This is a genomic window from Psychrobacter halotolerans (assembly GCF_039680845.1).
Lineage (GTDB): Bacteria > Pseudomonadota > Gammaproteobacteria > Pseudomonadales > Moraxellaceae > Psychrobacter.
In genome coordinates this window covers 186,757-201,325 of sequence record NZ_JBDKWD010000001.1, presented here as the reverse complement: position 1 = coordinate 201,325, position 14,569 = coordinate 186,757, and the positions used below count along the sequence as shown (strand labels likewise).

Genomic DNA, 14,569 nt, shown 5'->3' with positions numbered 1-14,569 from the left:
ATGCTGCTGTATAAAAATTGACGGTAATAAATCACTCAATATTTATTCATAACGCTGGTTACTATAGCAGCTTACTAAGATTATAAAAGTAGGTTTTGTAGGCGCTAAAGACACATCGAAACGCTGGTCAAGCACTCCAAACTCCCGTACAAGTCGCTGTAATTATGCGCGCGCAAACAGAGGAGTCATAAAAATTACGTCACGTACTGCGTTAATGGATTATGCTAATATTTCAAGGTGAGCGCAAAAAATCATACGATGTGACGTTCAAACTTTAATCAAACAAGGATGTGATGATGCCAAGGATAAAAATTAACGATGTCGATATTTATTTTGAGGACAGTGCCCCAAATGACACGCAAAAACCTGTGATCGTGTTTGCTCATGGGCTACTGTGGAGCTCGCAGATGTATGACAAGCAAGTGGCGTATTTTCAAACAGAGTATCGCTGTATTGCTTTTGACTTTCGTGGACAAGGTCAATCACAAATCACCAAGTCAGGCTATGATATGGAGACGTTGACTGAGGATACGATAGGATTGCTCGATGCGCTCGGCATTGATAAATGTCATTTTGTTGGCTTGTCTATGGGCGGCTTTGTGGCACAGCGTATTGCTATCAATTATCCTGAACGACTGCTGTCGCTTATCTTACTGGAAACGTCCGCTGATCCTGAAGCAGCGGAAAATATTCCTAAATATCAGAAGCTGGTAAAAGCCATTCGCTGGATAGGCATGAAGCGTGTTTCTAAAAAAATAATGCCCATTATGTTTGGCAGCACCTTTTTGACCGACAAATCCCGCAAGAAAGAACATAAAGAATGGCTTGCGAATTTAAACAGCAATCGTAAGGTTGGCTCAACCAGAGCAACCATGGGTGTGATCGAGCGCAAGGGCATTTATGAGCGCCTAGGAGAGATCGATATACCAACGTTGATTGTGGTAGGCGATGAAGATGTGGCCACGCCTTATTCAAAGTCTGAGCGCATGCATTTTGCCATTAAAGGCTCAAAGCTTGCCGTTGTCAAAGGCGCGGGGCATACCGCAACCGTAGAAGCGCCTGAGCAGGTCAATCAAATGATGAAGCAGTTTTTGGAAAGTTGTGTTTAAAGCGTCACAACTTTATAGTGCCCTTTACAGATTGTGATCTTTACATTAAATAAAAAGACCGCTATCGATATTTGATAGCGGTCTTTTTTGTACAGTCTGGCATTTACACAATCTATAGTCAGTCCTAAATAAAATGATGAGAAGTATTGCAATGCGCTACTAAGATAATTTTTCCTTGCTTGCTGTGCCCGCGCAGACAGAGGCTGCGCAAAATTTATCTCAGTAGCGCTGTATTTATTTCATAGTAGACCGACTATAGCAAATAAATACTTAACGGCTATAATCCGGCGCTGTAGTCGATACTACCGTCATCCACTTTGCCAAACACTTCAGCGCGGTTCACAATTTCAGTGGCCCACGCGCGATGGGTGGCAGGCTCTAGCATGGTGTTGTTGTATTTAAAGACGGCTTTGGCCTCGCTATGTAGTATCGCTTGTGCCTCATCCAAGATGCTCGATGGTACGCGATACGCTTGCTGTACCAAAGCGATTTGGCTTGGGTGAATGACCGTTTTGCCAACCAATCCCAAGCTGACATCGTGAGTCAGCTCTTGCATAAATAAGGTGGGCTGATCCAAGTATTCAAAAACGGGCGCTGTCAGATAAAAGCCATGCGGTACAAAGCAGCCAAGCAACTGATAGGCAAGCGTGCCAATAGGCGTGTCATAAACGATGCTGTTTTTGGGTCGGCGCAAACGTAGCGTCGCAAACAAGTCATTACCGCCAATACGCAGCGCAAAGACGGGCTGATTAAAGGCTTCTTTAAATCCAATGGCAAGCTCTTGGTTGTGATGCGGGTTGAAAAGTGCAGCGGTCTCAAGGGTTGGCATGAGCAGCTGGTCGGCACTCAAATTCTGACAAGCCATACGCCAATTGGACAGACTGCACATATCCACTTTTGGCATGACAAAACCATCGATAAGGTCGATATGAGCATAGTCCGCCAGCTGTTGTAACATCAGCGGATTGCGCGGACGTATAAATACTAATGGACGAGTCGGATGATCCGTTTGCGCTTTTGACTGAAAACCTGCTTGTTTTGAGGGATCATGAATACTGTCGATATGCGTCGCCCATGTATGCAGCAGCGCTTTTAAGCGTTCCAATGCCAGCTCAACGTCATTATGACTGACGGCATCTTCTAAACAAATAATAATACTATTAATCGTCGGTAGTTTTTCACGCGTGATGACTTGCCAGATATCTTGGCGCGTTGCTGGCATATAAAGGCTGGCACCAAGCTGATAAGGGTGATGGGTGTGTGGCCTAATCATGGCATGACGCTCAGTAATCAGATGCGCGTAAGACTGAGTATAACTATAAATGTTTGATTCATGGTTTAACGTTTTTGACATAATCGGCATCGTAAGTAGTGAGTGGGCGTAAAGGTAGGTAATATGATCAATTGGCAGGCTTTTTTAGATCGTCAATTGAGTTCTACAAAATGATCGACATGGCAATGATTAGTAGGTTAATGCTCTTGATTGCGCTGCTTAATAAGTGTAATGGCTTGGTACGGTAGTATTTTATCACCTAATACACTAATCAAGATGTTTCGCTGGGTACATAAATGTCGCAGTAATTCGGTGTCAGGATGTTCGGCGGTTGCCAGTAGGATACGCTCTGGGTCGCGGCGCAATATGGCCCGCGTCGCCTCTGCAATCGTCGGCTTGATACGGTTGCGATTGCCAATCTCATAATCTGCTGCCAGCTGATTGATTAAGTCAGCAGTCTGGTAGCGTGGTTGTTTAAAGGTTGGCAGCGAGCAAGGCGCTTTGGATAAATGACGCCGTGCCTTATTGACGCAATCAATAAAGCCTAAGCTATGATCAATCGTCACCAAGTTATCATAAAACACACTGCGATGTAGTCCTAATTGCGGTTCGGTATACAAGCTGCGAGATATGAGTCCTGATACCGTGCTGTTTAAGAGTCCTGATGGAATTAACCAATCCTCTTCGCTTGCCGCTAACCAAGCGACGCCCGCTGGATCAGCCAAAGTCAGTAATGGAATGACATTTGCGCCTTGATGAAAGATATTGGCAAAATTGGGATGACTCGAATCGCTAAATGGCTCTAAACTGCGGGTCAACTCTTGATAAATCGCCCCTTTACCGGTCCAGCCATCGACGAACACGATAGGACTGTTTGGATAGGCGTCTAATAGCAGTTGTAAGGCAAGTGGATCAAGGCCGCGGTCACGAATAATACTGATACCATAATGCGTACTTGGTAGCGCATAACGGCTTTGCGTATCCGCCAATGCTCTTTGTAGCAACACCCCAATGGGCAAACCTGCCCGCACCAAACTGACCAAAACTAATGGGTGCTCATCGCTCACTTGCGACTGAAAAATACCATGTAAGGTATGTGCCAAGTTAGCAACATCCGTCGCCGTTCTCGCTGTTCCTTGTGCTAGGGCCTGACTATATAGCTGCTCATGCATGGCACTTGGTGCATCTTCTAGTGTCAGCATGTCTGAATAATGACGTTGACCACTTTGAATGAGCGCTTCTTTTTGACTGACAGGCACATCGGCAACAGCGTCTTTATCCACAATATCGAGCAGCACGGTCACATCGCGGGCAAGATAGCTACCCGAGCCGTAACTTTTTAAACTTGCTCTTTTTGTCGTGATATTATTTTCGGGCATAGAGTGTGAGCACTTGTTTGGGTGGTAGTAAGATATGGTGAGATTACGCCTGGATTACTCAGTATAGCGCTGCTCGTGCAGCTGACCGCGATTGGGCATACCGTACCAGTCCAGCAGCTGCAAAAAGGGTAGATCTGCCAGACTGTCACCAAAACCAAAGCTTGGGCGCAGGCTGTCTAAATGATATTGCAATAAGAACTGCACAGCATGACGTTTATGAACTGCATGCGGCAATATCGCAAGGTTATTTGCATTCACATGGACATAAAAGTGGGCATCAAAATCCGGTATCAGTGTCGGCAATTGCTTCGCCAAGTCGGCCAGTGCCTGATGGTCTTTTTGGGCATGTTTAATCGCTAGATAAATGGTCAACTGCGTATCATTAGCGCTCTTATCAGAGCTGGTACAAAAGTGATCAGTATGCAACGTCATCACTAAATTATTAAGAGCGGAGCCGGTTGTTTCAGAGTAATCATTAATGAGTGCCGTGATCTGATGTAACTTGTCTTGCATAGGTTGCAGCGTGTCATATATGTATTGTTGCCAATCGCTGAGCATTTCTCCTTCAGGCGTTAAAATAACGGCGCCATGGGTCAATACTTTCCAACTGTGAAAGGGCAGTTTTACACGTTTGATTTCGCTGCGATCACGAGCGGTTACTACGATTAAGTCAGTATTAATAAGTAGCCAATTAAAAAAAGCAGCTTGGCGTTGGCTCATAAAGCTTAATGGCTGACCTTTTTTATTGACCGTTGCACAAACCAAATGTTCGGGTTCAGCAGTGGGTAACTTCCATGTATCAATTTTACGCTGGGTTTGGAATAAAGTATCGTCCAAGTCCATTAGTGCGTAGGGCTTAATGAGAGTTGAATCGGACTGAAAAAATGGTGTGGTCATGGGTTATTTGTGCCTTGATTGTTTTTGAATAATTCGCTTTGATACAAAAAACCATCGATAACATCTTTTGTTTTTAAATACGCTCTTACGGCATAAAATTTAATGAGCAAATAAATCTCTAATATAAAAATCGGCGTCATAGAGAGATAAAACAATATACTGCTTTTAAGTAATAGGAGAAACAAAGCCGCCATGATGCCTATCCAAAACAGGCAGCCCATAACAACAAGAGCCATGAATTTCTTAGCATTATTAATCCAATAATTTGTTAGCCTATTAGAGCACTTGATGTATCTTCCGTTTTCAAACCTTATGATGCGACCCGATTTTAAATCGCTAAGATCATATAAGTTAATTTCTAAGCGACGCTGAGACATCAGGAACTCTATTTCTTCAACCTTATATTCTTTGAGTAGATAAAAGCGTCTATAAAAAAGTTGCTTAATTAAAAATGGTTGATTGTTCAACCGTTCAACGAAGCTATTGTCATCGATGATTTTGTACAGTACCTCAAATTGCTTATCGTCTTTGGCATCGACACGATTAACGATATAGTGAAAGCATCTTATAATGACAAAAATGACTGCAAAAACAAGAGCGAGGATGGCTAGATTATTGTCACTGAGTCCTAAAGCTATTTTAATGTTGGATAGAAACTCAGTTAAGTTCACTATCAGCACCCACTACAAGTACGTTATCTAAGCCTTTCCACAACTCATCGACGCTATCTACCGCCGTCTCCACACACAAAACGATCAAATCCCAGTCGTTTGGATTAACATTATAAACAAAATTGGTCATGCCAAGCCCGTAGTTATCATTAAAGCTCAGCATAGTGGTGATAGCGCCGCCAAGCGCAATCGGTGAGCGTGTCAAAGCACTAAATTTAACCGTAGACTTAGCGTCCATTTCTGTCTTTTTAGTTTGCGCCTCAAGCCACTCTGCCAATAAAAATGGCAGCCAAACAAATTCATTACTTCCTAACACCAACACCTTTTTTGGTAACGTCAGCTCATTGATATTCGTACTTGCTTGACTACGAAACGTTTTAAAAGCCGATTGAAAATGAGCCAAATAGTTGGCAAAGCCCTTGGTACTGTCAAGCGTTGGAAATCGTCCCCAGTTGCCTGTATTACCCAGCGCCTGACTGCCAGCTTCGGTGGTATCAACCGACGGCATAATAATTGGTTCAGGATTAGGAGCGTCTGTCCACTGCCAAGCACCAGATAGTAGGTAATGCCGATGAAAGTTAATACCAGTCAAACGATCAGCCATGCGCTCAGGTAACGCGCCATTTTCGGTTTTGTCCGTATTTTCTGGATCTAACGACCAATCAACGAGCGTGGTAAGATGCACCGATTCTAATTGTGTGAGTCCTGCCTGACGCAGCGCTGTCACGACATTGATGCAGGTATTGCCTGTCGACGCTTCATCATCGACCATGATTAAGGTTTTGCTCGCAAGTACTTGCTTTTGAATATCTCTATTAGAGCTTTGGTAAATCAAGTGCTGGCTGGCGTGACTGTGATCTTCATTAAAAGTGGTCAGTAACGTCTCAGTATTATCATCATTGTTATTGTCGCTATGCTGCGCGTGACGAGTAGAGTTTAATAATAACGCGTTTGGATAGCGCGTTTTTAGCGCTTGATGGACACCAGCTGATAAGCCAACTGCCGTCTCTGCCATACCAATGACTAAGATTGGCTCAGGCAAATCATTAGGCATCAAGTTTGCCAAGTCAGTAAAGGCGTGGCGCATTGTATGGGGGGCAACTGGTATATGCCGCCCCAGCACTTTTGAGACGAATAAAAAGGCCCGTTTTGGATTGATACGCTGTGCAAATCCAAGCAGGTCTTCGAGTTCATAGCTGTCGCTTTTTTCCAAGTCATTTTTAGCCGTTGCTGAATTGGTTTGATAGGTTAGATCAAGTGTGCCGCGAGGGAGGGTAATGCTGCGCTCATAAGTTTTATTAGGTGTTATATTTTGATTTGTAGCATTCATTATTTCTTATTGTCCTATGTGTTTCTATATTTTTTACTGTTTCTTAGCCTTGACAGCCAACCAGCCATAACGCACTGCGACTTTGCTTACTTAACTGCGGCGTGGTCAAAGGTGTAGCGTTTGCTGTATAAGCCACGCTCTCCAAGCTGACACCTGTACTCGCGAGTAAGGCAGATAATAACTGAAATTTCACCGCATAGTTCATATTTTGTGCATGTTCATGGACGAGACTGGCCGTCACCATGCCGATGTCCTCACCAGTTGGCAGCAATAAAGGACTACCACTAGAGCCAGGTTGAATGGGCGCTGTAAATTGCAGATAACGGATATCATCGTTTAGACCGGTCAGTCCTGAAATACAGCCTTGGGTGACTTGTAGTTGACTGCTCAGACCTGATAGGGGGAATCCCAGCGTTGTAATGGTTTCGCCCAACATATCGGTACATTGCTGTGCCAAGGGAAGATAGCTAGGTAGAGGGTCGCTGACTCTTATAATGGCTGAATCGCTACCGATATCGCTGAGCACGACTTGTGCCTCGCGATCAGGCTGACCTTGCTGACGTATACCAATCATTTGAGCTGACTCAATTACATGATAGCAGGTAAGCAAATGATAGCTATCAATGGCAAATGCCGTGCCTGTCCAAGTCTCACCTACGGGTACTTGGCGAGGAGGGCGTGCCTCATTGTGAGGGCGGGCTTGCTGCTGCTGTGCTTCTTGAATGAGCGCATGCGTATCGGGCGGGCGCACATCGAGACTGATTTGTGCACGATGCTCAAGACTGGCCAAACCTTGCGTTGAGGCCTCGCCGAGGGCGCGACATTTGAGCTGTCCATTACGTTGGTATATTTCTAATATAATGGCGGCTTTGATATGGCGTTCGCGCGCTATGAAGTCATAACGAAGCGCACCATTATTGAGTGTCAGACAAACATCGCTTAGCTCAACCGCTGGTAGGTTTAAGCTTGGTTCGTAGTAAGTATAAGCGATAAGCTGTAAAAAACTAACGCCTTGTTGAGCAAATAATTTGGGTAGATCAAGCTGCCATTTGCTTGGGTTATTTGTATCATCTATCGTCGCCCAGTCTTTAGGCTCATGTAGATAAGCGGGGCTACAAACCGCCTTGCGATTTGCATCTAAAGGCAACCATAGTAGCCCAAGCTGTTGCCCAAATCTAAGCGGACTGGTAGCAGTAAATGCGATTGAACAGCTCGCTTCTGCGATCACAGTATTGGCGCCTAACACAAGGGTGGTCTGTACGGTCATCGTCTACCTCTCATTGACGCTCACTGAATATGTGCTCAGCCATCAGCCGTTATTTATATTATCTACTTTGCTTACTCAGCAGACCCTTCAATTTTGACACTGGTCATAATAGAACGTACTTGGCACGGCGTTATTTGTTTCACAATATCTGCAAGTTTTGGTTTGTCGGTTAAACCAAGCCAATAGGCAAAACCAATTTGCGTCAAATCCACACCACTATGGGCGGTGTAACCAATGCCACCAGAGGGGCGACTATTGATTTCAAGCACGCGATGCTGACCGTGATCATCCGCTTTGGTCTGTACACTGACAATACCGTCACAGCCAAATGCCTTGATCAATGGAATGACGACATCCATGACCGCTTGCTCGTAGCCGAGATGTTGGATTTTGCCTGTTTTATAGCGAGTGACGGCAGCCAATACTTCACCAGATTCACAGACCACATCGATGGAATACTCCTGTCCAGACAAATAAGGCATGAGTAGCATGGGAATGGGTCGTTCATGCACCATTAGACTGTGTGCATAGGCATTGATAAACTGGGCGGTGTTGATCCTCTTGTCTTCGGTAAAGTATAAGTGCTCAAAACTATCGTATTGCTGATCCGACTCTTTTTCTGAATCCAGCTGCCAAAACCCTTGTGCAAAAATACCCGTGACAGGCTTAACGCACAAAGGCTGATGCCCGTGTGTGTCAAGTAAGTCCTCAAGCACTGAGAGATTATCAAAGCGCCAAGCATCTGCGACAGGGATGTTGTGCTGGTGGCACTGCTGCATAAAGGCGAATTTATCATCGATTGATTTTAACGCATCGACGCTGGTTGCGCCCGTTAATAAGCGAATACCAGCGACATCAAAATACTCACGGTTGTTTTCGTAGTTGATGCTATTACGTCCCGTCAGCAATACTTTAACGTTGTTTTGTATGGCTTGTTCTAACACAAATTGCCAGCGTGGCAGCACTGATTCATCAACGGCTTGCTCCTCGCTGTCTACTGCGATTGCCATTGGCTCATAATAGCTGCGATCGGCAAACTCAAAAATCTCAGGTCGGTTGTGGCGATGTGAAGCGATAATAGTAAATGGTGTCACAGATTGGGCTTTTAGCGCCTGTAGACTGAATAACATATCGCGCTGGCTGGCTTGACCTTCAGCCAACCAAACGGCAAACGACGGTATATGATGACTATTATTAGCAAGGTTATCCATAGTTCTCTCGGGTTATATACGTTATCTATCATTGGATAACTCAGTGTCATGATCGCAGCACTATCAGCAATAGGATAAACCAAGCAGGTCAACTAACGTTAAAAAAGACCCCGTCTTACACAATTGATAGCAGCCTACATTATATACAAATGCTAAGAGTTATAAATACTCTTAATAAGATACCATTCAGTACTTTTTTAGCTTTTTTAATAAGTTATAGGGTAGAGCGTACCAATTAACGTAGGAAGATATCCGTACTACTAATATTCGTACTACTATAGAATGATAGCTGGCATAATAAACACTACAAATAATAAATCATTTAAAGGACATAGAATGAGCCAAAGCCAATCTCAACAATTAATCGCTGGGGCCAATGCGCCACTACCGACTGACGCTATTAGTATTCGCATTTTAAGCCAAAGTGCCATCGATTGTGCCGCTTATCGTTTGACTGCCGATGGCAAAGTGCGCGGCGATGGGGACATGATATTTTATGGACAGACGCGTAGCGATGATGGCAGTGTGAGCTTTCGTGGTCATGACAGTGATGGGTTCTTTGATATTAACCTGCCTGCTCAGCCAGCCAGTATTGAGAAAATAGCGCTTGCCTTTTCTAGTCCCCAAACACTGGCGCAAGTTGGAGACGTGGACATTCAAGTCATGCAAGGCAGCCAAGTGCTCATGACGTGTCAACTAAGCGCCGCTGGACGCAATGAAAAAGCGATAATTTTGGCTGAATGCTACCGCAGACAAGGCAGTTGGAAGTTCCGTTTTATTGCACAGGGATTTGAGGGTGGTCTAAAGCCCTTATCCGAGCATTTCGGTGTCGAGATTGCAGATGAAGCGCCCAATCAGCCGCCTATTCAAAGCCAGTCACAGAGTCAATCGCAGGGCCAGTCACAAAACGTACCGCCGCCGATCAATACACAGCGCCCAATCAATACGCAAAAAGCAGGCAGTGCCTCGCCAACCAACGCTCCACAAACCAGTACACCGCCGCCAAGACCAGCAAGTCCGTCGATTAATTTGAGCAAAATCACTTTAACCAAAAACCAATCTAGCATCAATCTTAAAAAACGCGACAACTTTGGTAAAATTTCCGTCAATCTAAACTGGAATCAGCGTCCAAACGCGGACAAGCAAGCCCCTAAGAAAGGCATATTAGGCGATCTTTTCAAGCAGCACAAAGCCGGCGGTATCGATCTTGATGTTGGGGCGATGATTCATCTTAAAAACGGTGAAAAAACGCTCATTCAAGCATTGGGTAACCGATTTGGTAGTTTGCCATCAGCGCCCTATGTCTGCTTGCGTGCCGATGATAGAACAGGACAGGTCAGCGGTGGCGAGTGGCTTGATATCAATGGCCAGCAGTGGTCACAGATTGAAGAAGTATTCATTTTTGCTTTTATTTATGAAGGCGCACCAAACTGGGCGCAGACAGATGGGGTAGTGACCATTCATGTACCGGAGCAACCACCGATTGAGACGCGCTTGACAGAAGGCGCAGGCAATTTACCGATGTGTGCCATTGCGCGTTTGGTGAATCAGCAAGGCAGCATCAACGTCGAGCGCATCAACCAATATTTTCAGGGTCACCAAGAAATGGACAAAGCCTTTAATTGGGGATTTAGCTGGAAACGTGGAAGTAAGTAAAATTTATCTCAGTAGCGCGTTATAGGGTGTTTTTTGTATTTAGAACTGGCTATACAAGCAATCAGCCCCTCTACCACAGGTAAAGGGGCTGATTGCTTGTATAGCTATGCCATGCTTTTACTAAAATCGTTTAAGCATGAGGAGTGATAGCAGGCATCAAGTCATGGAAAGTGCGACCAGAAGCCGTTTCACCAATGGCATGCATTTTCCACTCATTATTGTGGCGATAGACTTTTGCCATAATCATGGCCGTATGGCTGCCTTGTGACGATAAGTTATAACGGGCAACCTCGCTGTTGTTATTGGCATTAACGATACGACAAAACGCGTTTTCTACCGTCTCAAACGTTTGACCAGTAAAGCTATTAACCGTAAATACCAGCGATACAACGTTGGCAGGCACGCGTGATAGGTCAACGTTGATGACTTCATCATCACCGTCGCCGTCACCTGTCCGGTTATCACCCGTATGCACGATACTGCCGTCTTTTGATTGTAGTTGACTGAACCAAATCGCATCGACCGCTTGTTTGTTGGCATCAAACATAATACAGGAGGCATCTAGATCGATCGAGTCGCCGCCGCTACCGCCGCCGAACAACTTCCCTAAAAAGCCTCCCTTTTTGTCTTGAGGTCTTTGGGCGACATCCCAACCCAATCCCAGTTTTACCTGTGTAAGATCGCCACCAGCTTCTTTACTGAGTGATATTTTTTGACCTTTTTGCAAGCTAATTGCCATGAGAACGTCCTTATAATAATGGTTAATAACGTCTTGGATAAAATGTATGTTTAAAATTTTCTAAAGACTTGGTTCTAAAAACTTGGTTCTAAAAACTCTTTCTAAAGACTTGGTTTTAAAAACCTTGCGATACTGGTAATAAGCGTCTTATTATAAAATGTTATCTAAAAAACCACCGCCACCACCGCGTCCCCCTGAGCTTGTGCCCAATATGCTTTGTAACCAGCCTTGATAACTGTCACGATTGCGTGAGCAAATAATGACCTTACCCGCGCCTGAAAAGTTCAATACCATGCCTTCGCCACTAGTGACAGAATTAATAATATTACTCATAATACCTTTTTTCTTACTGGTTGACACAGACAGTTTATAGTCAAGACTTGAGTCCCAACATACCACATGTCCATTATCGATGATGACATCTTTATCTGGCGTCACCTCAATCTCAAATAGAGAACCAAAACCTGATACCACCACTTGGCCTTGACCCTGAGTCTGCATGACCATAAAACCGCCTGTGTCACCAAACACCGCGCCGCCTAAATTGCGCTGAATATTGGCTCTGATATCGACACCAGTCTGAGCGGCAACAAAAGCCCCATCACTCAAGGTATACTGTCGTGATCCGACCTCAATGATCTGCATGTCACCATCTAGCGTTGGCGCAAGTAAGCAGTCACCTTCACCATGTACCGCTTCAATCTGCTGTTGAAACAACGACTCATCGTTTGCAAATCGGCGCATCAATGATTGCATAAGGCCACCTTGCAGCTTACCTTTAAGCTCAAGGTTTGACTCCATCATCACCATTGCATTGGCTTCACAATAGATTGAATCGCCTTTTTTTAAATTGCAATGCAAAAAAGGCTCAATAGTCCCAATTAAGCTGAATGTTGCGGCCATAGATTTTAGATCCTTATTCTCATTCTCTAAAGTAAGCTTTTATCGTCAATCAATTAAAACAAAAGCCATCAAACGCTTAAAAAAGGGCACTTGATAGCTTATGGTTTGCGCAACCAATATCTGATTGCGCTATTTAAACGGGTAAACGGTAAATACGGTAATGACTAAACAATGATTAGACATTGACGCCATAAGACGATGCTAATGGTCCAAGACCACCGCTAAAGCCTTGACCCACAGCACGGAATTTCCAGTCACCGTTGTGACGGTATAACTCACCAAAGATCATGGCAGTCTCAGTGCTACCATCTTCTGATAAGTCATAACGGGCAATCTCAGACGCGCCCGTGTCATTAACGACACGAATATAAGCATCGCCCACTTGACCAAAGTTTTGATTGCGCGCTTGACCTTCATAAATGATGGCACATATTGCTATTTTACTTATGTCAGCTGGGATGTTTGCCAAATTGATTTTGATTTTTTCATCATCACCATCGCCTTCACCAGTACGGTTATCACCTGTATGTTCAACCGCGCCATTGTCTGACTTTAGATTGTTAAAGAAAATAAAGTCTTGATCGTTACGGACTTTACCCGCTTCGTTGACCAAAAATCCAATCGCATCCAAATCAAACTCTTGACCGTCAGTGGCACGGGGATCCCAGCCAAGACCGACAGTAATATTGGTTAAACCTGGGGCTTCTTTTGATAAGTTTACGTTGCCGCCTTTTGTTAAGCTAATAGCCATATAAATATCCTTTAGATTAATAATTGAGTGGATGTAATGACAGAAAAATGAATTAAAAATATTGTAATGGTTAGTGGCAGAGGCGACTCGTAAATGAACATGACGGTAGACCGCGCCCTGCTTGTCATTACGTTTTACTATACTAAGCGATTAGCGACTAAGCAAGACGTATTTTGTGCGCTTACGATATGCTTACCAAGAGACATAATTATTCGATATCTCTGATGTTTTTTAACACTTTCTTTATATTGGTTAAGGTTGCACGAGCAGAAAATACTTGGCTCAAACATGGTTAATCAGAAAAAACCGACCAGCCCGTTTTTTCTACCAGCCGCTCTAGTGCCTTTAATCCAAGTTTTGAATTTCCTATATGATCAAGGCCGGGTGACCATACCGCGATTGAGCCTTTGCCAGGTGCTATGGTTAAAATACCGCCGCCAACGCCGCTTTTACCGGGCAAACCGACCTGATAAGCAAACTCACCAGAGCCGTCATAATGCCCGCACATCATCATGAGGGAGTTGATCCGCCGTGACCGCTGTGAGCTGATGACGCGTGCATTGGTGTGTTGATTCACACCATTAGATACCAGAAACAGACCAGCGCGGGCAAGCTGTTCGCAATTCATCGCAATTGAGCACTGATGAAAATACACCCCCAATACTTTATCTACTTCATGTTTTAGGCGACCAAAGGATTTCATAAAATGGGCAAGCGAGGCGTTTCGGTCTTTGTGTGCCATCTCAGACGCGGCCACTTTATGATCAAAACGGATGGAATCATCGTCTGCAATAAAGTGAACAAACTGTAGAATCTCCGCCAATGTTTCTTTAGGTTCGTGTCCCATCATAATGGCATCCACCACCGCAATCGCACCTGCATTGATAAAAGGGTTACGCGGTCGTCCAGATTCATGCTCGAGCATCATAATTGAGTTGAACGGATCGCCGGATGGCTCACGACCAACGTGTGTCCAAAGTGCATTACCCAATGTGCCAAGACCAATAGTCAATGTGAATACCTTAGAGATACTTTGAATAGAGAACAGCGTGTCTGCGTCGCCTGCTGAATATAATTGGCCATCAGGCGTTGCTACGGCAATACCAAACTGGTTTGGATCTACATGAGCCAATTGCGGAATATAATCCGCCACTTTCCCACGATCAATCTCCTGTGCCATCTCTGCGGCAATATCATCAAGAATTTGTTGCATATAAGTTGTTCGGCCGTATTTCTATTGGATTATTGGAAAGCGGTGATTTTAACTGAATAAAGGGCAATAAGGAGGAAAAAATTGTATGTTGTCTAGCAGTAACCTGAGCCTCTCAGTGCTTTATCATAATATAAAAAAACAGACCATACCTGATGATATGATCTGCTTAG

The 14,569-nt window shown here is 44.4% G+C and carries 13 protein-coding genes; 2 read left to right on the top strand and 11 right to left on the bottom strand.

The genetic code is table 11. The features are described from left to right. Positions 1–296: 296 nt before the first annotated feature. Entirely contained in the window at positions 297–1,109 is an 813-nt protein-coding gene (locus AAJP47_RS00840; RefSeq protein WP_346716021.1) for an alpha/beta fold hydrolase, read from the top strand. A gap of 277 nt (positions 1,110–1,386) precedes the next feature. On the opposite strand, the gene AAJP47_RS00835 is transcribed toward AAJP47_RS00840, so the two are convergent. From AAJP47_RS00835 to AAJP47_RS00805, 7 genes are all read right to left on the bottom strand, one after another. Further along, entirely contained in the window at positions 1,387–2,463 is a 1,077-nt protein-coding gene (locus AAJP47_RS00835) for an HpcH/HpaI aldolase/citrate lyase family protein (protein ID WP_346716020.1), read from the bottom strand. A gap of 116 nt (positions 2,464–2,579) precedes the next feature. Further along, on the bottom strand, positions 2,580–3,761 hold the full coding sequence (locus AAJP47_RS00830) for a cysteine protease StiP domain-containing protein (protein ID WP_346716019.1): 1,182 nt from the start codon (positions 3,759–3,761) through the stop codon (positions 2,580–2,582). 54 nt (positions 3,762–3,815) lie between these two features. Next, positions 3,816–4,658, bottom strand: a complete 843-nt coding sequence (locus AAJP47_RS00825; RefSeq protein WP_346716018.1) for an HAD hydrolase family protein — start codon at positions 4,656–4,658, stop codon at positions 3,816–3,818. After that, complete coding sequence (locus tag AAJP47_RS00820; protein WP_346716017.1) at positions 4,655–5,329, bottom strand: hypothetical protein; 675 nt, start codon at positions 5,327–5,329, stop codon at positions 4,655–4,657. Before AAJP47_RS00820 ends, AAJP47_RS00825 begins: the two co-directional genes overlap by 4 nt. Next, positions 5,316–6,659 carry a phosphoribosyltransferase domain-containing protein gene (locus tag AAJP47_RS00815; RefSeq protein WP_346716016.1) on the bottom strand — a complete coding sequence of 448 codons (1,344 nt, stop codon included), beginning with the start codon at positions 6,657–6,659 and terminating at the stop codon, positions 5,316–5,318. The genes AAJP47_RS00820 and AAJP47_RS00815 overlap by 14 nt, the downstream gene beginning before the upstream one ends. Positions 6,660–6,702: 43 nt before the next feature. Beyond that, positions 6,703–7,926, bottom strand: a complete 1,224-nt coding sequence (locus AAJP47_RS00810) for a S1 family peptidase (RefSeq protein WP_346716015.1) — start codon at positions 7,924–7,926, stop codon at positions 6,703–6,705. Positions 7,927–7,997: 71 nt separating this feature from the next. Continuing rightward, complete coding sequence (locus tag AAJP47_RS00805) at positions 7,998–9,137, bottom strand: ATP-grasp domain-containing protein (protein WP_346716014.1); 1,140 nt, start codon at positions 9,135–9,137, stop codon at positions 7,998–8,000. A gap of 336 nt (positions 9,138–9,473) precedes the next feature. On the opposite strand from AAJP47_RS00805, the gene AAJP47_RS00800 reads away from it, so the two are divergent. Continuing rightward, the gene (locus AAJP47_RS00800) at positions 9,474–10,793 is read left to right on the top strand and encodes a TerD family protein (protein ID WP_346716013.1); all 1,320 of its coding nucleotides are present in this window, start codon (positions 9,474–9,476) and stop codon (positions 10,791–10,793) included. Between the two features lie 130 nt (positions 10,794–10,923). On the opposite strand, the gene AAJP47_RS00795 is transcribed toward AAJP47_RS00800, so the two are convergent. From AAJP47_RS00795 to AAJP47_RS00780, 4 genes are all read right to left on the bottom strand, one after another. After that, on the bottom strand, positions 10,924–11,532 hold the full coding sequence (locus tag AAJP47_RS00795) for a TerD family protein (protein ID WP_346716012.1): 609 nt from the start codon (positions 11,530–11,532) through the stop codon (positions 10,924–10,926). Positions 11,533–11,682: 150 nt separating this feature from the next. Continuing rightward, positions 11,683–12,435, bottom strand: coding sequence for a TIGR00266 family protein (locus AAJP47_RS00790; RefSeq protein WP_346716011.1), 753 nt, complete (start codon positions 12,433–12,435; stop codon positions 11,683–11,685). A 175-nt stretch (positions 12,436–12,610) separates the two neighbouring features. Continuing rightward, positions 12,611–13,186 carry a TerD family protein gene (locus AAJP47_RS00785; protein WP_346716010.1) on the bottom strand — a complete coding sequence of 192 codons (576 nt, stop codon included), beginning with the start codon at positions 13,184–13,186 and terminating at the stop codon, positions 12,611–12,613. Positions 13,187–13,478: 292 nt separating this feature from the next. Further along, on the bottom strand, positions 13,479–14,399 hold the full coding sequence (locus tag AAJP47_RS00780; RefSeq protein WP_346716009.1) for a glutaminase: 921 nt from the start codon (positions 14,397–14,399) through the stop codon (positions 13,479–13,481). Positions 14,400–14,569: the final 170 nt, after the last annotated feature.

What these genes read in the sequence shown, in the direction of transcription:
- AAJP47_RS00840 (WP_346716021.1), top strand. Translation starts at nt 297, where the DNA reads ATGCCAAGGATAAAAATTAACGATGTCGATATTTATTTTGAGGACAGT.
- AAJP47_RS00835 (WP_346716020.1), bottom strand. Translation starts at nt 2,463, where the DNA reads ATGTCAAAAACGTTAAACCATGAATCAAACATTTATAGTTATACTCAG.
- AAJP47_RS00830 (WP_346716019.1), bottom strand. Translation starts at nt 3,761, where the DNA reads ATGCCCGAAAATAATATCACGACAAAAAGAGCAAGTTTAAAAAGTTAC.
- AAJP47_RS00825 (WP_346716018.1), bottom strand. Translation starts at nt 4,658, where the DNA reads ATGACCACACCATTTTTTCAGTCCGATTCAACTCTCATTAAGCCCTAC.
- AAJP47_RS00815 (WP_346716016.1), bottom strand. Translation starts at nt 6,659, where the DNA reads ATGAATGCTACAAATCAAAATATAACACCTAATAAAACTTATGAGCGC.
- AAJP47_RS00810 (WP_346716015.1), bottom strand. Translation starts at nt 7,926, where the DNA reads ATGACCGTACAGACCACCCTTGTGTTAGGCGCCAATACTGTGATCGCA.
- AAJP47_RS00805 (WP_346716014.1), bottom strand. Translation starts at nt 9,137, where the DNA reads ATGGATAACCTTGCTAATAATAGTCATCATATACCGTCGTTTGCCGTT.
- AAJP47_RS00800 (WP_346716013.1), top strand. Translation starts at nt 9,474, where the DNA reads ATGAGCCAAAGCCAATCTCAACAATTAATCGCTGGGGCCAATGCGCCA.
- AAJP47_RS00795 (WP_346716012.1), bottom strand. Translation starts at nt 11,532, where the DNA reads ATGGCAATTAGCTTGCAAAAAGGTCAAAAAATATCACTCAGTAAAGAA.
- AAJP47_RS00790 (WP_346716011.1), bottom strand. Translation starts at nt 12,435, where the DNA reads ATGGCCGCAACATTCAGCTTAATTGGGACTATTGAGCCTTTTTTGCAT.
- AAJP47_RS00785 (WP_346716010.1), bottom strand. Translation starts at nt 13,186, where the DNA reads ATGGCTATTAGCTTAACAAAAGGCGGCAACGTAAACTTATCAAAAGAA.
- AAJP47_RS00780 (WP_346716009.1), bottom strand. Translation starts at nt 14,399, where the DNA reads ATGCAACAAATTCTTGATGATATTGCCGCAGAGATGGCACAGGAGATT.